The sequence below is a fragment of the Micromonospora ferruginea genome, from assembly GCF_013694245.2.
Taxonomy (GTDB): domain Bacteria; phylum Actinomycetota; class Actinomycetes; order Mycobacteriales; family Micromonosporaceae; genus Micromonospora; species Micromonospora robiginosa.
In genome coordinates this window covers 1,664,948-1,684,520 of the sequence record NZ_CP059322.2, presented here as the reverse complement: position 1 = coordinate 1,684,520, position 19,573 = coordinate 1,664,948, and the positions used below count along the sequence as shown (strand labels likewise).

At 74.0% G+C, this 19,573-nt stretch carries 20 protein-coding genes; 2 read left to right on the top strand and 18 right to left on the bottom strand.

Annotation, left to right across the window (positions count from 1 at the left end):
- Positions 1-33: 33 nt before the first annotated feature.
- Both H1D33_RS07310 and H1D33_RS07305 read left to right on the top strand, forming a co-directional pair.
- Positions 34-810: an amino acid ABC transporter permease gene (locus H1D33_RS07310; protein WP_181568798.1), complete on the top strand. Its 777-nt coding sequence runs from the start codon at positions 34-36 to the stop codon at positions 808-810.
- Entirely contained in the window at positions 807-1,550 is a 744-nt protein-coding gene (locus tag H1D33_RS07305; RefSeq protein ID WP_181568799.1) for an amino acid ABC transporter ATP-binding protein, read from the top strand. Before H1D33_RS07310 ends, H1D33_RS07305 begins: the two co-directional genes overlap by 4 nt.
- Positions 1,551-1,553: 3 nt before the next feature.
- Here the strand turns inward: H1D33_RS07305 and H1D33_RS07300 are convergent, their stop codons facing one another.
- From H1D33_RS07300 to H1D33_RS07215, 18 genes are all read right to left on the bottom strand, one after another.
- Complete coding sequence (locus H1D33_RS07300) at positions 1,554-2,474, bottom strand: carbohydrate ABC transporter permease (RefSeq protein WP_181568800.1); 921 nt, start codon at positions 2,472-2,474, stop codon at positions 1,554-1,556.
- Entirely contained in the window at positions 2,471-3,475 is a 1,005-nt protein-coding gene (locus H1D33_RS07295) for an ABC transporter permease (protein ID WP_181568801.1), read from the bottom strand. Before H1D33_RS07295 ends, H1D33_RS07300 begins: the two co-directional genes overlap by 4 nt.
- Positions 3,472-5,151: an extracellular solute-binding protein gene (locus tag H1D33_RS07290; protein WP_181568802.1), complete on the bottom strand. Its 1,680-nt coding sequence runs from the start codon at positions 5,149-5,151 to the stop codon at positions 3,472-3,474. The genes H1D33_RS07295 and H1D33_RS07290 overlap by 4 nt, the downstream gene beginning before the upstream one ends.
- 102 nt (positions 5,152-5,253) lie before the next feature.
- Positions 5,254-5,943 (bottom strand): RibD family protein, encoded by a 690-nt coding sequence (locus H1D33_RS07285; protein WP_181568803.1) that lies wholly within the window; start codon positions 5,941-5,943, stop codon positions 5,254-5,256.
- Positions 5,940-6,569, bottom strand: coding sequence for a GTP cyclohydrolase II (locus H1D33_RS07280; RefSeq protein ID WP_181568804.1), 630 nt, complete (start codon positions 6,567-6,569; stop codon positions 5,940-5,942). The genes H1D33_RS07285 and H1D33_RS07280 overlap by 4 nt, the downstream gene beginning before the upstream one ends.
- A gap of 68 nt (positions 6,570-6,637) precedes the next feature.
- Positions 6,638-7,525, bottom strand: coding sequence for a lysylphosphatidylglycerol synthase transmembrane domain-containing protein (locus tag H1D33_RS07275; RefSeq protein ID WP_181572843.1), 888 nt, complete (start codon positions 7,523-7,525; stop codon positions 6,638-6,640).
- A gap of 215 nt (positions 7,526-7,740) precedes the next feature.
- Positions 7,741-8,547, bottom strand: coding sequence for an SAM-dependent methyltransferase (locus tag H1D33_RS07270; protein WP_181568805.1), 807 nt, complete (start codon positions 8,545-8,547; stop codon positions 7,741-7,743).
- On the bottom strand, positions 8,544-9,581 hold the full coding sequence (locus tag H1D33_RS07265; RefSeq protein ID WP_181568806.1) for a glycosyltransferase family 4 protein: 1,038 nt from the start codon (positions 9,579-9,581) through the stop codon (positions 8,544-8,546). Before H1D33_RS07265 ends, H1D33_RS07270 begins: the two co-directional genes overlap by 4 nt.
- 4 nt (positions 9,582-9,585) lie before the next feature.
- Complete coding sequence (locus H1D33_RS07260; protein ID WP_181568807.1) at positions 9,586-9,984, bottom strand: 6-pyruvoyl trahydropterin synthase family protein; 399 nt, start codon at positions 9,982-9,984, stop codon at positions 9,586-9,588.
- Positions 9,985-9,986: 2 nt separating this feature from the next.
- On the bottom strand, positions 9,987-10,964 hold the full coding sequence (locus H1D33_RS07255) for a zinc-dependent alcohol dehydrogenase (protein WP_181568808.1): 978 nt from the start codon (positions 10,962-10,964) through the stop codon (positions 9,987-9,989).
- 95 nt (positions 10,965-11,059) lie between these two features.
- The gene (locus H1D33_RS07250) at positions 11,060-11,338 is read right to left on the bottom strand and encodes a hypothetical protein (protein WP_181568809.1); all 279 of its coding nucleotides are present in this window, start codon (positions 11,336-11,338) and stop codon (positions 11,060-11,062) included.
- Positions 11,339-11,448: 110 nt separating this feature from the next.
- Complete coding sequence (locus H1D33_RS07245) at positions 11,449-11,811, bottom strand: DUF1622 domain-containing protein (RefSeq protein WP_181568810.1); 363 nt, start codon at positions 11,809-11,811, stop codon at positions 11,449-11,451.
- A gap of 72 nt (positions 11,812-11,883) precedes the next feature.
- Entirely contained in the window at positions 11,884-12,549 is a 666-nt protein-coding gene (locus H1D33_RS07240; protein ID WP_181568811.1) for a TcmI family type II polyketide cyclase, read from the bottom strand.
- A gap of 26 nt (positions 12,550-12,575) precedes the next feature.
- Positions 12,576-13,802, bottom strand: a complete 1,227-nt coding sequence (locus H1D33_RS07235; protein WP_181568812.1) for a cytochrome P450 family protein — start codon at positions 13,800-13,802, stop codon at positions 12,576-12,578.
- Entirely contained in the window at positions 13,799-14,092 is a 294-nt protein-coding gene (locus H1D33_RS07230) for a putative quinol monooxygenase (protein WP_246411568.1), read from the bottom strand. Before H1D33_RS07230 ends, H1D33_RS07235 begins: the two co-directional genes overlap by 4 nt.
- Before the next feature lie 23 nt (positions 14,093-14,115).
- Complete coding sequence (locus H1D33_RS07225; protein ID WP_246411570.1) at positions 14,116-16,383, bottom strand: FAD-dependent oxidoreductase; 2,268 nt, start codon at positions 16,381-16,383, stop codon at positions 14,116-14,118.
- 152 nt (positions 16,384-16,535) lie between these two features.
- Positions 16,536-17,678: a glycoside hydrolase family 26 protein gene (locus tag H1D33_RS07220; protein WP_181568815.1), complete on the bottom strand. Its 1,143-nt coding sequence runs from the start codon at positions 17,676-17,678 to the stop codon at positions 16,536-16,538.
- Positions 17,672-19,531, bottom strand: coding sequence for a glycosyltransferase family 2 protein (locus H1D33_RS07215; protein WP_181568816.1), 1,860 nt, complete (start codon positions 19,529-19,531; stop codon positions 17,672-17,674). The genes H1D33_RS07220 and H1D33_RS07215 overlap by 7 nt, the downstream gene beginning before the upstream one ends.
- Positions 19,532-19,573: the final 42 nt, after the last annotated feature.

Genomic DNA, 19,573 nt, shown 5'->3' with positions numbered 1-19,573 from the left:
CAGCCGGGACCGAGCAGAGCGGACGGAGGAACGATGGATCCCCTGCGCACCCTCTGGGAGACCTTCTTCGACGGTGACTCGATGCGCGAGGCGCTGCCCGAGATGCTGACCGTCGGGTTGCCCAACACGCTGATCCTGGCCACCTCCGCCGCCCTGCTCGGCTCGGTGCTGGGCATGCTGCTGGCGGTCGCCGGCATCTCGCGTACCCGATGGTTGCGTTGGCCGGCCCGGGTCTACACCGACGTGTTCCGCGGCCTGCCGGCCGCGGCGACCATCCTGCTCATCGGCGTCGGCCTGGCGCCGCTGGGCATGCGGGTGTGGGGGCCGAACCCCTACCCGCTGGGTGTGCTGGCGCTGTCGCTGATCGCCGCCGCCTACCTGGGCGAGATCTTCCGCGCCGGCATCCTCAGCGTGGAAGCCGCCCAGTTGGAGGGCGCCCGGGCGCTCGGCTTCTCCTGGGGCGAGGCGATGCGCCTGGTGGTCATCCCGCAGGGCGTGCGCCGGGTGCTGCCCGCCTGGGTCAACCAGCTCATCGCGTTGATCAAGGACTCCAGCCTGGTCTACTTCCTCGGCCTGCTGGCCAGCCAGCGGGAGCTGTTCCGGATCGGCCAGGACTACGCGGCGAACACCGGCAACCAGTCCGCGCTGCTGCTGGCCGGCCTGTTCTACCTGGTGCTGACCGTGCCGCTGACGCACGCGGTCAACTGGCTGGACCGGCGGTTGCGGCAGGGCCGCCCGAGCGCGCCGCCCGAGCCCGAACCCGAACCGGCGCCGGCCGGCGTCACCCCGACCGGAGGGAACCCGCGATGACCACGACCACCGCCGGCTCGGTCAGCCTCGCCGTACGCGACGTGCACCTGGCCTTCGGCGCGCACCGGGTGCTGCGCGGCGCCGACCTGGACGTCGCCCGGGGCGGCACGGCCTGCGTGATCGGGCCGTCCGGCTCCGGCAAGTCCACCCTGTTGCGCACGATCAACCGGCTGATCGAGCCGGACCGGGGCGACGTGCTGCTGGACGGGCGCAGCGTGCTGCGCGACGACCCGGACGCGTTGCGGCAGCGGATCGGCATGGTGTTCCAGCAGTTCAACCTCTTCCCGCACCTGAGCGTGCTGCGCAACGTCACGCTCGCGCTGCGCAGGCTGAAGAAGCTCGACGAGGACGAGGCGGTGACGCTCGCCCGCGCCCAGCTCGACCTGGTCGGGCTGGCCGCGAAGGCGGACGCCCGGCCGGCGCAGCTCTCCGGCGGCCAGCAGCAACGCGTCGCCATCGCGCGGGCGCTGGCGCTGCGCCCGCAGGTGATGCTCTTCGACGAGGCCACCTCGGCGCTGGACCCGGAGCTGGTCAAGGGCGTGTTGGCGGTGATGGCGGACCTCGCCGCCGGCGGCATGACCATGGTGGTGGTCACGCACGAGATGGGCTTCGCCCGCACCGTCGCGGACACGGTCGCGTTCATGGACGCGGGCGTGGTGCTGGAGGCCGGGCCGCCGGCCGCCGTGTTCGGGGCGCCGGAGCATCCCCGGCTGCGCCGGTTCCTGTCCCAGGTGCTCTGAAGGTCAGCCCTTCACCGCGCCGATCAGCACGCCCTTGATGAAGTGCCGCTGGACGAACGGGTAGACCGCGACGATCGGCGCGACGGTCAGCACCACCACCGCCATCTTGATCGCCTCGGTCGGTGGCATGCTCACCCCGGTGGTGCCGCCGGCGGTGTGCGGCGCCTGCCCGGCCAGCAGGTAGCTCTGCAGCACCCGCTGGATCGGGTACATGTCGTTGCGGTCGATGAACAGCAGCGCGTCGAACCAGACGTTCCAGTAGCTGACCGCGTAGAACAGGCCGACCACGGCGATGACCGCGCGCGACAGCGGCAGCACGATCCGACCCAGGGTACGGAAGTCGCTCGCGCCGTCGATGCGGGCGCTGTCCAGCAGCTCCTGCGGGATGCCCTGGAAGAAGCCGCGCACCACGACCAGGTTGAACACGCTGATCGCCGGCGGCAGGACCAGCGCCCAGATGGTGTCCTTCAACCCGAGGCCGGTGACCACCAGGTAGCGGGGCACCAGCGGCGGATAGACCAGGAACGGGATCAGGAAGTACGCCAGCAGCCAGCGGTGACCGAGCGAGCCCGGCCTGGACAGCCCGTACGCGGCCAGCACGGTGACGGTCAGCGCGACCAGGGTGCCGCATACCGTGACCAGCGTGCTGATCCACAGTGCCCGGGTCACCGCGCCGCCGGCCAGGATGGTCTGGTAGGCCGAGGTGTCGATGCCCTTCGGCACGACCACCAGGCCACCGGCGTCGGCGATGGTCTGCCGGGAGGAGAGGCTGGTCACCAGCACCACCCAGAGCGGGAAGAGCACCCCGAGCACCAGCAGGGTGAGCAGGACGGCCTTGAGCCCCTGGCCGACCGGGGTCGGTGGCTCCTCCCAGGCCGGGCGGCGGGCGCGGGCGCCGGACGGCCGGCGGATGCTCACGGTCATGACTTCGAGTAGATCCCTCGCTCGCCGAGCAGGTGCGCCACCCGGTTCGCGGCGAGGATCAGCACGAGGCCGACGACGGCCTTGAACAGCCCGGCCGCCGCGCCGTAGCCGTAGTTACCGGTGGCGATGGAGAAGTGGTAGACGAACGTGTCGAGCACCTCGGCGGCCTGCCGGCCGACCGCGTCGCGTTGCAGCAGGAACTGCTCGAAGCCGACCGACAGCGCGTCGCCGAGACGCAGGATGAGCAGCAGCACGATCACCGGGCGCAGGCCGGGCAGCGTGATGTGCCACAGCCGTCGCCACCGCCCGGCGCCGTCCGCGGCCGCCGCCTCGTAGAGGTTCTGGTCGATGGTGGACAACGCGGCCAGGAAGACGATGGTGCCCCAGCCCACGTCCTTCCACACCGCCTCCGCGGTGACCAGGACGATGAACGTGTCCGGGTTGGTCATCACGTTCCACGGCTGCATGCCGGCCTCGCGCATGGTCTGCGCCAGCAACCCGGCGCCGCCGAGCATGGCGACGAAGAAGCTGATCACCAGCACCCAGCTGAAGAAGTGCGGCAGGTAGACGACCGTCTGGACGAACCCGCGCAGCCGGCTGGAGAGCAGGTTGTGCAGCATGACCGCCAGCAGGATCGGCAGCGGGAAGAAGAACACGAGCTGGAACGCGGTGATGGCGAGGGTGTTGCGGAACGCGTCCCAGAACGCCGGGTCGTCGAAGAGGAGCTGGAACTGCCCGAAGCCGATCCAGTTGCTGTGCGTGAACGCCGCCCACGGGTTGTCGCCCAGGTAGGGGTTGTAGTCCTGGAACGCGATGACGTTGCCGGCGATCGGCAGGTAGCTGAAGACCAGCAGAATGCCGAAGCCGGGCGCCACCATGGCCAGCAGTTGCCAGTCGCGGCGCAGCCGGCCGGCCAGCGGCACGCGTCGGCGGCGGGGCACGCGGGCCGGCGCGTCGGGTCGGGTCCGTTCGGGCCCGACCACGACGGCCGGCCCGCTCACTTGGCCGCCTTGGGCAGCGAGTCGGCGAGCAGCTTGCGGGCTTCCTCCCCGCCGTTGGCCTTCCACTCGTTGACGATGGCGTCCACGTCGCTCATCGGACGCCGGCCGCGCAGGACGTCGGTGAACTTGTCCTCCGTCGGCACCTGATTGGCCTTGAAGGCGGCCGGCATCTCCAGCTTGACCCCGGCCCAGGGGTTCTTCTCCATGAACGTGACCATCCGGTTGGAATAGTTCAGCACGTCCGGCACGTAGCGGGGGGTCTCCGGGAACGGCCCGATGGTGGGGTTGCGGCCGCTGATGAAGAAGTATTGGTTCGCGATCTCCTTGAACGCCAGGTCGGTCTTCACCGGCCCGTTCGGCGACGTGGTGTGGTGCTTGCCCTCGACGCCGAAGTCGCGGAGCTGGGCCTCCTGGCTGCCCAGCGGCGCGGAGCACCAGTTGATGATCCGCAGCAGCTCCTGGACCCGGTCCTTGCCGAGGCCCTTCTTGACGAAGGTGAACGAGATCGGCTTGTCCTCGCCCCAGACCAGCGGGTCGCCACCGGTGGCGGAGAAGACCGGCACCGGCTGGATGTTCAACTTCGGGTTGGTCTTCTGGTGCTCGGCCTGGGCGCCCTGCCAGAAGCCGACGCCGTCCTGCTTGAACACGATCGCGCCGTTCTTGGCGAACAGTTGTTTGGCGTCCGCGCCCTTGCTGGCGACGATGTCCGGGTGGACCAGGCCGTCTTTGTAGATCTTGGCCATCACCTCGAGCGCCTGGCGGAACTCCGGGGTCTCGTACTTGAACTCCGGCGTGCCGTCGGAGCGCACCCGCCACCCCTGGTTGGCGCCGGGTACCCGGTGGAACATCTGGATCATGGCGAAGACGTCGTCGAACGCCCAGACCTTGCGGGCCGGGTCGGTGACCTGCCTGGCGACGGAGAGCAGGTCGTCCAGGTTGGCCGGCAGCGCCAGGCCGCGCGCGTCGAGCAGGTCCTGGCGGGCGAACAGCGCCCAGGCGAACGGCCCGTCGGTGGGGTTGGGCACGGACACCAGCCGCTCGTTCCAGACCGCCTGGCGCCAGGCCCCGGTCGGGAAGCTGGCAAGCATCGGGTACGCGTTGACGGCGTCGCCCCTGAGGTGGTCGGTGAGGTCCTCGAAGAGCACCTTGATCGCCTCGGCGAAGCGCGGGATCTTCTCCACCTCCCAGCTCGGCACGCAGAGCAGCTCCGGCACGTCCCGGGCGCCGAGCATCGCGTTGAGCTTGTCGGCGTAGGTGTTGCCGTCCTGGACGGTGAAGTTGACCGGCGTGCCCAGCTCGGCGTTGACGGCCTGGAGGTAGGCGCTCTGCGCGATGCCGGTCGGCGCCGGGCCCCAGGCGGGCGTCATCGCGGTGACCTGCTTGCCGCTGGTGCCGGGCTTGTCGGTGATCGCGTCGACCAGGGTGGCCGGGTATCTGGTGTAGCCGTCGGGCACCGGGCGGGTGCCGACGATGTCGGGCTTGATCGCGCCGGTCAGATCCTTGTGCGTCGGCAGCACGCCGGAGACGGCGTCGAGCTGCTGGGCGCCGCCGGAGCCGGCCGGCTTCTCGGAACAGCCGGCGAGCAGCGGGCCGGCGGTGGTGGCGGCCACGCCGAGGCCCACCAGGCCGAGGAAGTGGCGGCGGGAGGAGCCCGGCTCGGGGTGGTGCACGCTCATCGGTCCCCCTTTCGGAGGGATGCACGGTGGAGTGTTCGTATGGATGGTCAACAAACTAATCTCGACCGTGAGCTTGCACAAGAGCGAACCGGGGAGCGTCGGTCAGGCCTGACAGCGGTCGGAGAGCGCGTACCGGGTCAGCACCACGTCACCGATCTGGCGCACCTCGACCACCCGCGCGCGGCGGCCCGGGTGCCACGGGAAGCGGCCCTCCCCGACGAACCGGGGCGCCCGCCCGTCCCCCACGAAGAACGGGGCGACCACCAGGTGCAGCTCGTCGGCGAGACCGGCGGTGAGGAACTGGCGGTGCATGGTGCCGCCGCCCTCGACCATCAACTGGCCGATCCCGCGCCCGGCCAGGTCCGCGACGACCGCGTGCGCGGTCGCCGGCTCACCGGCGTCGACCACGGTGGCCACCGCGCCGACCTGCTCCCGGGCCTTCTCCACCACCCCGCTCGGGCAGTAGACCAGCTTGAGCCCCTCGCCAACGGTGAAGAACCGGGCCGACGGGTCGAGGTCGCCGCTGCCGGTGACCGTCACCTTCACCGGCGACGGGGGTAGCCCCCGGGCCACCCGCTCGGCCCGCCGCCGCTCGCTGCGGACCAGCAGCCGGGGGTCGTCGCGGCGGACCGTGGCCGCGCCCACCATGATCGCGTCGCACCCGGCCCGCGTCGCGTCGACCCGGTCCAGGTCGTCGTCGTTGGAGAGCAGCAGCCGTTCGGTGGTCGCGTCGTCGATGTAACCGTCGATCGACATGGCGCAGCTCAGCAGCACGTACGGGCGGGTGCTCACGGCACGAACGGCAGGTCGAGGGCGTGGTCGGCGCGACTGACCTTGGCCGCCAGGTAGTCGGCGTTGGCCGGGGACAGGTGCACGCCGGTGACCACCCGGTCGGCCACCGTGACGCCGAGGCGGTCGAGTTGGGCCGCCTTGTCCGGGTTGTTGCTGAGCAGCGCCACCCGGTCCACGCCCAGCGCGGCGAGCATCTGCGCGGCCACCGTGTAGTCCCGCTCGTCGGCGCCCCGGCCCAGCGCCAGGTTCGCCTCGTACGTGTCGAGGCCGCCGTCCTGCAGGGCGTACGCGTCGAGCTTGGCGTAGAGGCCGATGCCCCGCCCCTCCTGGCGCAGGTAGAGCAGGTAGCCGCCGGCCTCGGCGATCCGCTCGACCGCCTCGCGCAACTGCGGACCGCAGTCGCAGCGCTGGCTGCCGAACACGTCACCGGTGAGGCACTCGCTGTGCGGGCGCACCAGCGGCGGGTCGGCCCTGCCGTGCTCGCCCAGCCCGAACGCCAGGTGCTCGCGGCCGTCCACCAGGCCGTGGAAGGTGTGCACCAGGGCGGTGGTGCCGTAGCCGTCGGGGAACCGGAGCGGGACCGAGACCCGGGTCCGGACCGTCGCGGTGGGCAGGGTTTCGTCCATGGTTCTCCTCCGTCCGGTCGCCGGGCTGACCCGGCGACACACACCTCGCACCCTCACCGTATGCGGGATCACCGACAGTTGCCGGGCTCCCGCCGGGGCAGCCGACGCGCCAGCAGCACCACCGCGCCGGGCAGGCTGGCCACCAGGACCAGCGCGCCGTAGACCGTGCCGGTGGCCACACCCTGCGCGGCGGTCAGGCCGGCGGCGGCGAACGCCCAGGCGGCCACCCCCTCGCGCGGCCCGAAGCCGCCCACGTTGAGCGGCAGGGCCATGGCCAGCAGGGCGAGCAGGGTGAGCGGTAGCAGGCGGGACAGCGGGGCGTCGGTCCCCGCCGTGCGCGCCGCCACCATGAACGTGGCCAGGTGGCCGGCGAACACCAGGGTCGAGGCGATCACCACGCCGGCCCAGGTCCGGCGGGCCAGCAGCCCGGAGCGGACGTCGGCGACCGCGGTGCGGGCCGCCCGGGCCAGCCGGGACGCCCCGGAGCGCGGCACCGCGCGGGCGGCCAGCACCAGCGCCACCGCGGCCACCGCGCCGACGGCGGCCACCGCCGGGAGGTACGGGCGCACCGGGGACGGGAACGCGGCCAGCACCGCCACCGCGATGACCAACTGCACCACCTGCCCGGCGGTGCGCTCCCACACCACGGCGCGTACGCCCCGGGCCAGGTCACCGGCGTCCCGGCCGTGCCGCACCGCGCGGTGCACGTCGCCGAGCACCCCGCCGGGCAGGGTGGAGTTGAGGAAGACCGCCCGGTAGCAGTGCGCCACCGCGGCCCGCATCGGCAGCCGTACGCCCAGCCCGCCGGCGACCAGCGACCAGCGCCAGGCGCAGCAGACGGTGGTGACCACGCCGATGCCCAGCGCGGCGGCGAGCGCGGGCGCGTCGATCAGCCGCAGGCCGGCCAGGAACGGGCCGGTGCCCACGGCGGCGACCAGCGCCGCGAGCACGACCAGCCCGGCGGCCGGGCGTGCCCACGCCGCGCCGCGCCGGACCGCGCGGGCCCGGACGGGCTCCGGCGCGGACGCGGCGCCCGACGCCGGCCCGGGCGGCACGACCGGCGCCACGGTGACGGGCGCCGGCCTGGGCGGCACGGCTACGGCGACGGCGACGTGTGACAAGCGGTCCTCCTCGTTCCCACCGGATGTCACGTGTCGGCGGGCCGTACGGTTCAGCCGGCGAGCAGGTCGGCGTGGTGCAGCACCACCTCGACCCGGCCGGCGGCGACCTCGTCGAGCCGCCACTGGGTATACGTCCGGGCGGGCCCGGCCAGATGCGGGTGTTCCTCGACGGCCGCCTCGACCCACCCGGTCAGCCACTCGGCGGTCAGCGCGGCCTGCGCCGGGCCGAGCCGCCACGGGCTGGGCCGCACCGCCACCTCGACGCCGTGCCGGCCGAACGCGGCCACGGTGGCCGCCACCGCGTCCGGCCCGAGCAGGGTCCGGCCGCCGACGGTGCGCCGCTGGTGGGCGTTGAACGCGTCGGCCAGCTCGCGGTCGAGCGGGTCGGCCGGGGTGAACTCGGCCCGGCCGGACACGGTGAGCGCGAACAGCGTCGGGTGGCCGGCGCACGCCGCCACCATCCGGTCGATCTCGTCGGCGGTGAGCATGTCCAGCAGCGCCGACGCGGTGACCAGGTGGGCGTCGGCCAGGTCGTCGGCGGTCAGCCGGGTGATGTCCGAGCCTCGGGTGGTCACTGTGACCGGAGCCCCGTCGGCGGCGGTGAGCCCGCCGCCGGCCAGCGCCAGCAGCGCCTGGTCGCGCTCGTGCAGCACCCAGTGCTGCGGGCCGGGCAGCCGGGGGGCGAGCCAGCGGGCCATCGAGCCGGTGCCGCTGCCCAGGTCGTGCACGACCAGCGGACGGTCGGCGGGCAGCCGGTCGCGGGCCGCGTCGGCCAGCTCGACCGAGCGGGCGGCCGCGTCGGCCGGCTCGCGCAGCCGCAGCCAGTCCGCGAAGCCGGGTGGGAGTGAGGTGGTCATGCCGCGGTCGCCTCCTTCAATGCCGTTGCCAACCGGTCCACGGTGACCGGCCAGCCGGTGAGGGTGTCCCGCCGCCGCCGGGCGGCGCGACGCAGCCGGTCCCGCAGGCCGGGATCGGTGAGCCAGCGGCGCAGCGCGGCGGCGGTCGCGCCCGGATCGTCCGGCGGCACCAGGAGGCCGGGCCGGTCACCGCCGGGTGCGTGCCCGAGCGTGGCCGGCAGGCCGCCGGTGTCGGCGGCCAGCACCGGTACGCCCCGGGCCAGCGCCTCGGTGACCACCATGCCGTACGTCTCCCGCCGGGACGGCTGGACCAGCAGATCGGCGGCGGCGTACGCGCCGGCCAGCTCCGCCGCGGCGCGCGGGCCGGCCAGCCGGACCCGGTCGGCCAGCCCGGTCCCGCCGAGCCGCTCGCGCAGCCGGTCGACGAACGCCGGGTCCCGGTCGAGCGGGCCGATCCAGTCGCAGGTCCAGCCCAGGTCGGCGACCTCGGCGAGCGCCGCGGCCAGCACGTCGTGGCCCTTGACCGGGGTGACCGCCGCGACGCAGAGCAGCCGCCCCCCGTCGGGGGTGCCGGCGGCGACCGGCGCCGGGTCGACGCCGGGCGGCGCGACGGTCACCCGGTCGGGGGCGAGCGGGTAGCGCGCCAGCAGCCGCCGGCGGGTCCACTCGCTGGTGGCGACCACCACGGTCGCCGCGTCGAGGGCCCGCCGCTCGGTCTCGCCCTCGATCGGCAGGTGCACCAGCACCACCAGGCGCAGCCGCGCGGCGTGCGGGGCGAGCACGTCCGGCACGGTGGAGGCGACCAGGCCGTCGAGCAGCACGGTCGCGCCGTCGGGCAGCCCGCCGAGCAGCCCGCCCAGCGCGGCCCGCTCCGGCTCCCCCGGCCGTGGCCAGCCGCCCGGCACCTGGTGCTCGCGCACGGTCCAGCCGAGCGCCGCCAACCCGCGGCAGACCTGCCGGTCGTAGGCGTTGCCGCCGCTGGGGTTCACCGGGTCGTCGATGTCGCCCGGCAGCACCACGTGGACCGTGGTCATCCGGTCACAGCGACCGCTCGTAGCTCGCCCACGCGACGTGCGACTCGTGCAGGGTGACGGTGATCCCGGCGAGCCCCCGCGCCCCCTCCCCCAGCCGGCCGGCGTGCACCGCGTCGGCGAGCCGGTCGGCGACGGTGCGGGCCAGCACCTCGGTGGTGGTGTTCACCCCGGCGAAGGCCGGCTCGTCGTCCAGGTTGCGGTAGGTCAGCTCGCCGAGCACGGCCCGGAGCTGCTCGGTGGCCAGCCCGATGTCGACCACGATCCCGTCGGCGTCCAGCTCCGGCCGGCGGAACGTGGCGTCGACGACGAAGGTCGCGCCGTGCAGCCGCTGGGCCGGGCCGAAGACCTCGCCGCGGAAACTGTGGGCGACCATCATGTGGTCCCGGACGGTCACGCTGAACACGATCACTCCTCGCCGTAGGTGATGAGATGGCAGAGCGCCGGCAGCCGGCCCGAGGCGAGCCGGTCCAGCACGTCGGGCAGGTCGGTGAAGCGGGACCGGCCGGTGAGCAGCGCGTCGAACGCCGGGTCGGCCAGCAGGTCCAGGGCGAGGGCGAGCCGGTCGGCGTAGCCGCGGTCGGCGCGCCGGGGCGAGACGGTGCCGACCTGACTGCTGCGGATGCCGAGCCGTCGGGAGTGGAACGCGCCGCCGAGCGCGAGGGTGACCGGGCGGTCGCCGTACCAGCTCAGCTCCAGCACGGTGCCCTCCGGGCGGAGCAGGTCCAGGCCGCGTTGCAGCCCGTCGGCGCTGGCGCTGGCGTGCACCACCAGGTCACGGTCCCCGGTCGCGTCGGTGGGCAGGGCGAAGTCGACGCCGAGCGCGTCGGCCACCCCGGCGCGGGCCGGGTCGGCGTCGACCAGCTCGACCCGGACGCCGGGGAACCGGGCCAGCAGGGCGGCCACGCCGCACCCGACCATCCCGCCACCGATCACGGTGACCCGGTCGCCGACCAGCGGCGCGGCGTCCCAGAGCGCGTTCACCGCGGTCTCCACGGTGCCGGCCAGCACGGCGCGTTCCGCCGGTACGCCGTCCGGCACGACCACCACGGCCTCGGCCGGGACCACGTACGCGCTCTGGTGCGGGTACAGGCAGAACACGGTCCGGCCGCGCAGCTCCGCCGGGCCGGCCTCGACCGTGCCCACGTTGAGGTAGCCGTACTTGACCGGGGCCGGGAAGTCGCCCTCCTGGTGGGGCGCGCGCATGGTCGCGTACTGGTCGGCGGGGACGCGGCCGGTGAAGACCAGTGTCTCGGTGCCCCGGCTGACGCCGGAGAACCGGGTGCGTACCAGCACCTCGCCGGGGCCCGGCGGGTCGAGGCGCACCGGGCGGATCTCGCCCTCACCGGGGGCGCGAAGCCAGAACGCGTGGGCGTCGACGGTCACGAACCCTCCTCATCTCCCGCATTCCGACCGAGTTGTCGATCATAAACACGGAAGCGGGGCGGCCATGGTTCGAACCGCCCGGCGCCCGGGGGCGATCAGGCGGCCCGTCGCCGCTGCCCGGCGACCCGACCCGCCCGCTCACCGTGGTCGGCGCGCTGGTCGGCGTCCCCGGCCAGGCGCATCGCCCGGCGCGCGGCCTCCAACGGCTCGCAGGGCGCCGGCCGGCCGGCGCAGAGCAGGCTGGAGCACCGGCCGGCGGCGTCCGGCCGGTGCGCGGCGGCCACGTCGTAGGCGGAACGCCACAGCAGCGGGTCGGTGACGCCGCGAGGCAGCGCGGCGTCCTGACTGGACCTGGTCCGGTTCGTCTCGGGCACCGGTGTTCCCCTTCCGTCGGCACTCCCGGTATCAGTGACCCGGTGAGTCGGGATCAAACCTCTCACCTGCGGACACGTGTCGACCAGCAATACATCTCACGTCCGGCGGGTCAGCCGGACGGGGCGACCGGGGGCTTGCCCTGCCAGGGCCAGCGGCCGTCCAGCTCCACCTCCAGCGAGAAGCTCAGGAACGTCCGGACCAGCACGATCAGCGCCAGCACGCCGACGCTGGTGAACGTGGGCGACACCGCGACCGTACGGATGATGTCGCCGCCGACCAGGAACTCCAGGCCGAGCAGGATGGCCCGCCCCACCCCCTGCCGGAACGCCCGGTAGTGCGGCACCACCTGCCGGGAGCGACCGCACCGCACCGCGAACACCACCGAGGCGACCGCGACGCCCACCGCGATGACCAGCACCCCGGCCAGGTCCAGCAACGCCCCGACGTGCTGGATGATCTGCTTGGTCGACACCCGACACCCCCGTACGCCTCCGGTCTCAGCCTGGCCCACGGGGGTGCGTCGGGGAGCGGTTTCTCCGCCGGATCAGTCCTGCGCGCGCCAGCGGTAGAAGACGGTCGCCACCTGGTCCTGCGGGCCGTGGCTGAGGTCCGGCCGGTACGGCTCGACGTACGGGCCCAGGTCCTGCATCACCTTGCCGAAGGCCGGTTTCTCGGCGTGCTGGTTCCGGGTCGCCTCGGCGGCCGACGACTCCTGCTCCAGCAGGTGCACGTAGACGTCGTCGATCGAGTAGAGCCAGCGCCCGGTGACACCCAGGTCCCTCGGGAGCGACCCGGCGTCGGACTCGCCGAACACCCGGGCCACGTCCGGTTCGGCGCCCGGCTTGATCCGCCCCACGATCACGGTCAGCGTGGTGTCCGCGGGCGGCTCGCCGTCCGGGGCCCAGTGGTAGAACTCCTTGGCCACCGAGTCCGACGGGTTCTTCCAGTAGCGCGGGTACGGCGTCACGTACGGGCCGATCTCCTCGGCGATCTTCTGGAAGGCCGGCAGCCCGCGGGTCTGCCCGGAGATCCTCGGGTCCTGCTCCCGTTCGATCACGTGCAGGTAGAGGTCGTGGTGCGACAGCAGGTACCGGCCGATGACCCCGAGGTCCTGGGGCCGGGTGATCTGGTCGTAGTGACCGAAGACGTTCCCGACGATCTCCTCGCTGCCGGGGACCATGTGGCAGACGATCACGTTCCGGAAGACCATGACGTGCTCCTTGACTGGTGGGCGGGCTAGACGGTGAAGGCGACCGGCAGTTCCAGCAGGCCGCGGAAGGGCGAGGCGGCGGGCAGCCGGCGCACCTCGGCGAGCGGCACGGCGAGCCGGAGCCCGGGCAGCCGGCGCAGCAGGGCGGAGAGCGCGAGCAGCGCCTCCATCCGGGCCAGCGAGACGCCCAGGCAGTAGTGCACGCCGTGACCGAAGCCGAGGTGCGGGCCCCGGACCCGGCGCAGGTCGAGCCGGTCCGGATCGGTGAAGTGCGCGGGATCGTGGTTGGCCGCGTTGATCGCCACCCCGACGATCGCGCCGCGCGGGATGCGTACCCCCTGGTAGTCGACGTCCTCGGTGGCGATGCGCGGGCTGGCCACCGGCAGCGGGCCGTCGAAGCGCAGCAGCTCCTCGATCGCGGTCGGCAGCAGGCGCGGCGTGCTGCGCAGCAGCTCCATCTGCTCCGGGTGGGTGAGCAGGGCCAGCACCGCGTTGCCGAGGAAGTCGGCGGTGGTCTGGTGCCCGGCGAACAGCAGCAGGAACGTGGTGGTGACCAGCTCCGCCTCGGACAGCGTCCGGTCCCGGTCGACCGCGTCCACCAGCGCGCCGATGATGTCGTCCGCCGGGTCGGCGCGCTTGGCCCGGACCAGGTCGGCCAGGTAGTCGTGCAGCCGGAGCTGGGCCTCCTGCACCGCGGCCCGCTCCTCGGCCGGCGGCCGGCTGGTCGACCCGGAGGTGCGGATGACCTGGGTCCAGTCGAGCACCCGGTCGTGGTCGGCCGGCGGCACGCCGAGCAGCTCGCAGATGACGGTCATCGGCAGGGGGATGGCGAATTCCCGCATCAGGTCCGCCTCGCCCCGCGGCACCATCTTGTCGATGAGCTGGTCGACGATCGCGGCCACCCGGGGACGCAGCGCCTCGATCCGCCGCGGCGCGAACGCCTGCGACACGACCCGGCGCAGGCGGGTGTGCTCGGGCGGGTCGGAGTTGAGCATGTTGCGGTTCAGGCCCTCCGAGTTCGGGCCGAAGATTCGCAGGTAGTGCTGGTCGGGGCCGTAGAGGTCCTTGGACAGCCGCGGGTCGGTCAGCGCGGTGCGCGCGTCGTCGAACCGGGTGATCAGCCACGAGTCGAACCGCGGCGAGCCGACCGGGCAGACCGGCCGCTGCGCGCGCAGCCGGGCGAAGGTGGGATAGGGATCGGCCGCGAACGCGTCCGTGTACAGCTCGGCCGCCGGCACCACGTCCTCGGTCATCGGGCCTCCCCCGGTTCGCCTGTCACGCTGTGCAGCACCTGGTAGGTGTGTCGCTCCGCGGACTCGCGCAGCTCCCGGATCACCCGCAGCAGCCGGTCGCGGTGCGCGCTGCGGCCGAACGCGTCCAGCCGTTCCCGGTCCGCCCAGTCGCTGATCACCAGGTAGACGCGCGGGTCGTCGGCGTCGCGGATCAGGTCCTGGTGCAGGCAGCCGTCCAGGGTGCGGATCTCCTCGGCGGCGGCGCGCCACTCCGCCTCGAAGCGCTCCTCGCAGCCCTGGCGGGTGCGCATCGCCAGCACCGTGCGGACCCGGCTCACCGCTCGCCGCCGAAGATCAGGTGCAGGTGCTTGCGCAGCGCGTCCGCGTCGACCGGGGCGCCGCGGAACCCGACGTGCCCGTCCGGGCGGATCAGGTAGAGGCCGGTGCCGGCCAGGCCGTACCCGGCGCGGAACCGCCGGTCGGCGTCGCGCAGCACCGGCGGGTCGGCCAGGCGCGGCTCGTCGGCGTCCGGATCGAGCAGCAGGTACGCGTCGAGCTCGCCGCCGGCCTGCCGCCGCGCGTCGGCGCAGAGGGCGGCGAACCCGGCCAGCTCCCCCGGGTCGGCCGTGGCGTCGGCGTAGAGCAGCAGCGTGTGCCGGGTGCCGTGGGTCAGGTCCCGCAGCCGCAGCGGGTGCCCGACACCACGGCGACGCAGGCCCTCGACGTCCGGCGCGCGGTCGCCGGGGCGGGGCGCGTCGCCGAGCGCGGCCGGGTCGGAGACGGTCTCCCCGACCAGCGGGCTGCCGGCGTAGCTGAGCAGCAGCGACATCTCCTGGAGGAACTGCCGTTCCAGGTCGGCCCGGTCCAGTTCCTCGGTGCCGGCCATCCGCACCGCGCGGCCGACGATCTCCTCGCCCTCCGGGCGCCGCTCCGCCTCGTAGCTGTCCAGCAGGCCGGGTGCGGCCTGCCCGCGTACCGCCAGGGCCAGCTTCCAGGCCAGGTTCCAGGCGTCCTGGATGCCGGTGTTCATGCCCTGGCCGCCGGCCGGCGGGTGCAGGTGGGCGGCGTCGCCGGCGACGAAGACCCGGCCGTGACGGTAGCGGTCGACGATGCCGTGGCTGATCCGGAACACCGACGACCAGCGCAGGTTCGTCGCCCGGGTGCCGGGCGGGGCGAGACGGTCGAGGGCGGCCTGCACGTCGTCGAGGGTCGGCTCGCCGAGTTCCTCGCTGAACCCGGGCGGGGCGTCCTGCCCGCCGGTCCGCGCGAAGAACCGGGGTGGGGCCAGGGTGGCGATGCGGTAGCGATGCTCGCCGCGCAGCGGGACGCAGACCAGCATCCCGTCCATCCGCCCGTCGGTGGTGTGCAGGAAGCGCAGCAGGTGCCCGTCCGGCATGTCCCAGTCCACGTCCACGTCGACGAGCATGAAGAGCTGCGGGAAGCGGCCCAGCCCGCCGGTGAAGGTGAGACCGAGGCGGTCCCGCACCCGGCTGTGCGCGCCGTCGCAGCCGACCAGGTACGCCGCGCGTACCGTCTCGACGGTGCCGTCGGCGGTGCGCACGGTGGCGGTCACGCCGTCCGCGTCCTGGGTGAAGTCGACCAGCTCGGCGCCGAGCCGGGGGCGCACCCCGAGCGTGGCCAGCCGGGCGGTGAGGATGCGTTCGGTCTCGTACTGGGGCAGGCCGAGGTGGTCGTAGGGCAGGCCGGGCAGCTCCCAGCTCATCCGGTGGGTCTGCTCACCGTTGACGAAGACCATGTTGCCGGTGAGCCAGATGCCGGCGTCCATCGCCTCCCGGACGACACCCTGCTCCTCCCAGATCTCCATGGTCCGGCAGTGCACGCCGATCGCCTTGTCGGCCTGCCCGGCCGGGGTCGCCCGTTTGTCGATCACCAGGCAGTCGACGCCGCGCCGGGCCAGCTCGACGGCGGCGGTCAGCCCGGTGGGGCCCGCCCCGACGACAAGTACGTCCGTTGTCCTCTGCACGTCGGCCTCCCTGCCGGTGATGTGGGACCGCCGGCCGTCGGCGTCGGGCGCGACGTGGAACAGGCGGCGGCGGATGTCGAGGAGGAACGGCGCGATCGGCCCGGCCTGCGCCGAGGCGTGGGCGGGATCGGCGATCCAGTCGAGGAACTCCGCCGCGCCGTCCCACTCGGCGAAGATGTGGTGCACGTCCGAGCCGGGTTCGCGGAGCAGTTGCTCACGCCGGTAGCCGGGCACGGCGGCCATCCGGCGTACCACCTCGGGGTAGCCGTGGTGGAACTCGGCGAGGCGGGAGCCGGGCACGGTCAGCTCCACGTCCACGTAGACCGGGCCGGTCCCCTCCTCGGTCTCGGCCATCGGCGGATAGTCGGGCGGGTCGGCCGGCTCGGTCAGCGGCCGGAGCAGGTCGGCCAGCCGGGCCGCCACCGGCCCGTCCCGGTAGGCGCGCAGGGACTCCTCGTCGGCCCACTCGGTGACCACGACGAAGCCGTACGGGTCCAGCGCGTCGCGCAGCAACTCGTGCCGCAGGCTGCCGGGAAGCGCGCTGAGCTGCCCGGCGATCATCTCCCAGGCCGGTCCCACCGCGGGCTCGCATCCCGGACGCGCACGCAGCCGGAGCATCGTCCTGATCATGCCGCCCCCTCGCACCGAGCCGTCCTCGTGCCGCGACCCTGCCGGAGTCCGCGTCACCAGGTCGTCACCGGCGACCCGGGCGGTGTCGACGGACGGTGACGTCCCGGCGACGCCACGCCGCGCTGACCGCCCGGCCGGGGCTAGCCGCCCGGGCCGGTGCGCGGCGCCATGGCCGGGGACCAGGTGACGTCGTAGCGGTCGGCGGCCACCGACTCGGCGAACGCCTCCGCCGCGGTCGGCGAGCCGGCGATCCGCCAGTCCTGCTCCTTGTCCACCTCGAACCAGATCAACCCGATCAGGTCCCGGTAGCGGGGCAGCGAGTCGAACGTCTCCCGGATCCACCGCGCCTTGTGCCCGCTGCTCTCGGCGGCCGCGGTCTCGGTGACGACGAGCGGCTTACGGGTCATGCCGCGGATCTCCGCGATCGTCGGCCCGAAGATCTGGTCGAAGGACGAGTAGGTCTTGGTGAAGGCGCCCATGCCGTAGTAGCCGGTGACGCCGACCCAGTCGACGTAGTCGTCGCCGGGGTAGAGCCCGGTCAGCCCGGCGGTCGTCTTGTCCCACCTGGCGTTGGGGCTCCACACCCAGGCGACGTTGGTGGCGCCGGCCGCGGCGAAGACGTCGTGCACGTGCCGCCAGGCCCGCACGTAGTCACCGGGGTGGTTGCCGTTGGCCCGCTCGCACCACGGGTACCAGTCGCCGTTCATCTCGTGCGCGAACCGGATCGCGACCGGGTAGCCGAGCGACCGGACGCCGTCGGCCCAGGAGCGCAGGTAGTCGTCGAAGTCGCCGGCGGTGATGCGGGCCAGCCGGTACTCCGGCTGGGTGGACCGGAGCCGGTCGACCTGGCGGGCGGGCAGACCGGTGTCCCGGGCCGCCTCGTCGACGGCGTGGTCCCAGGGCTCCCAGCCCAGCATCGGCATCATGCCCCGGTCGGCGATCCGGTCGAACAGGGAACGGTCGAAGGTGGCCGTCGCCCAGGAGGCGCCGAACAGCATCACCTGCGGTGCCCGGCCGGCCGCGGCGGCGAACCGGTCCACCGCGGTGAGGTCGTACGGGCCGGTGTCGGTCATCACCCCGACGAACGCCCGGCCGGCCGGCGGAAACGCGACGGCGGGGGCGTCCGCCGGGGCGGCCGCGGTCGCGAGCGCCCGCGACGCCACCGGGGCCGGCCGCACCGGGTCGTCCGCGCGCCACGTGCCGGGCGCCACCACGAAGGCGTACGCCAGCAGCAGCGCGCCGGCCAGCGCCAGGGCGACCCGGGGCACGGTCAGCCTCAGCACGGCACGCCCCCACCGACCGGCGCCGGCCGCTCGGGGGCCGGCGCCGGCTCGTCCCGGCGGGCGCGGGCGTTCTCCACCCACGCGATCAGCGGCGGCGCGAGCCCGGTGAGCAGCGTCAGCGCCGGCCAGACCCGCAGCAGCGGGTAGTCGTGGTCCAGCAGGAAACTCGCCGCGAGCAGCCCCGCCGCCGCCCCCGCCCAGCACAGGTGCAGCCGGAAGGTACGCGGCGACTCGGCGGTGCGCAGCGCCCCCTTGGCGGTGACCACGAAGCCGAGCCGGCGGCGCAGCAACGCGCCGGCCGCCGCGGCCAGGTAGACCGGGCCGGCGAACAGCGCGAGCGCCATGCCGACCATGCCGACCTCCTCCCGCTCGTGCGGGGCGATGTTGAACCGGCGCAGCCAGAGCCACAGCAGGAACCAGGTACCGATCGTGGCGCCCCACAGCGTCGCCCACACCTGCGGGTCGAGCCGGCCGGCGGCGACGCCGGTGAGCAGGTACAGCGCGGTGGCGGCGTTGCCCAGCAGCAGGCTGACCGCGACGCTCGGGTAGTAGAACTGGAGCAGGCGGTACTGCCAGCGGCGTCGCGACGGCAGCTCCCGCGGCGCGCGCAGTTCCCGCCGGAGCAGGATCTCGCAGATGCCGGCCGCCCAGCGTTTCTGCTGGTTGAAGTAGTCGGCCCAGGACGTCGGCCCCTCGCCCAGCGCGACCACGTCCGGGGTGTAGACGCCCTTCCACCGCCGGCCGGTGGCCGGGTTGACGGCGGCGTGGATCCGGATGCTGGTGAGGTGGTCCTCGATGATCGAGTCCTGGTAGCCGCCGATGGTCCGCCAGGCCGCCGGGCGGTAGAGGTGGCCGGTGCCGGTGAGCAGCGGCGCGTCCAGGCCGTTGCCGCCGCGCGCGATCAGCCCGTTGTAGAGGTACTGCTGGACCGAGGCGCCGTGGGCGACGAAGTTCTGGTGCATGTTGCCGTAGACCTGCGGGGTCACCACGAACGCCACGTCCGGGTCGCGGAAGTAGCCGAGCGTGCGCTCCAGGAAGTTGGGCAGCGGCACGTGGTCCGGGTCGACGTTGGCCACCACGTCGTAGCGGTGCTCGTGCTCGGCCCGCCAGGCGTTGTGGTTGCCGGACTTGGTGCGGGCCCGGAACTCGCCGCGCGGCTGGTTGTACTCCGGCCGTCCCCGGCGGCTGAAGTGGCGTACGCCCAGGCGCGCCGCCATCGCCCGCACCGCCGGGTCGTCGCCCTCGTCGAGGATCCACACGTCGACCTGTCCGCAGTAGACGATCTCGCGCAGCCGGCGCAGGGTGCGCTCGGCGACGTCGAGCGGCTCCTTGCTCGGCACGATCGTGGTGAGCAGGGCCACCCGCAGGCCGACCGGCGGGTCGACCGGCACCGGGTCCTTGGCGTGGAAGGCGAACACCCAGACCACGGCGTTCTGGGCCAGCCGGATCAGCTCGATGCCGACGACCACGCAGAAGGCCAGCCGGGCGGCCACCGTCTGCCAACCGCCCAGGCCGACGACGCCCGGTCCGGGCACGTGCTGCGGCAGCAGCAGCCAGCCCACGAAGACCAGGCCGGCCGCGCTGTTGACCAGCACCAGCAGGGTCAGCACCAGCCGCGCGGCCACCGAGGCGGCGGGGCGCAGCTCGACCGCCGCGTCGGGGCGGCGGGGCGGGCGGAGCGGCCCGGCGGTGGCGCCGCAGCGGGCGTACGCCAGGCGGGCCCGGATGTTGCGCTGCCGGCGGTCGGGGTCCGGGTCGGCCGGCCGCCCGGGTGGCGCGGCCGGTGGCGGGCGGTCGCCCGGGGTCCCCGGCCGGCCGGCGCGGGACGGGCGTGTATCGGCGGCGACGGCCACGTTTCCCCCATGGTCTGCGTCGGGCTACCCGACCCGACCGAT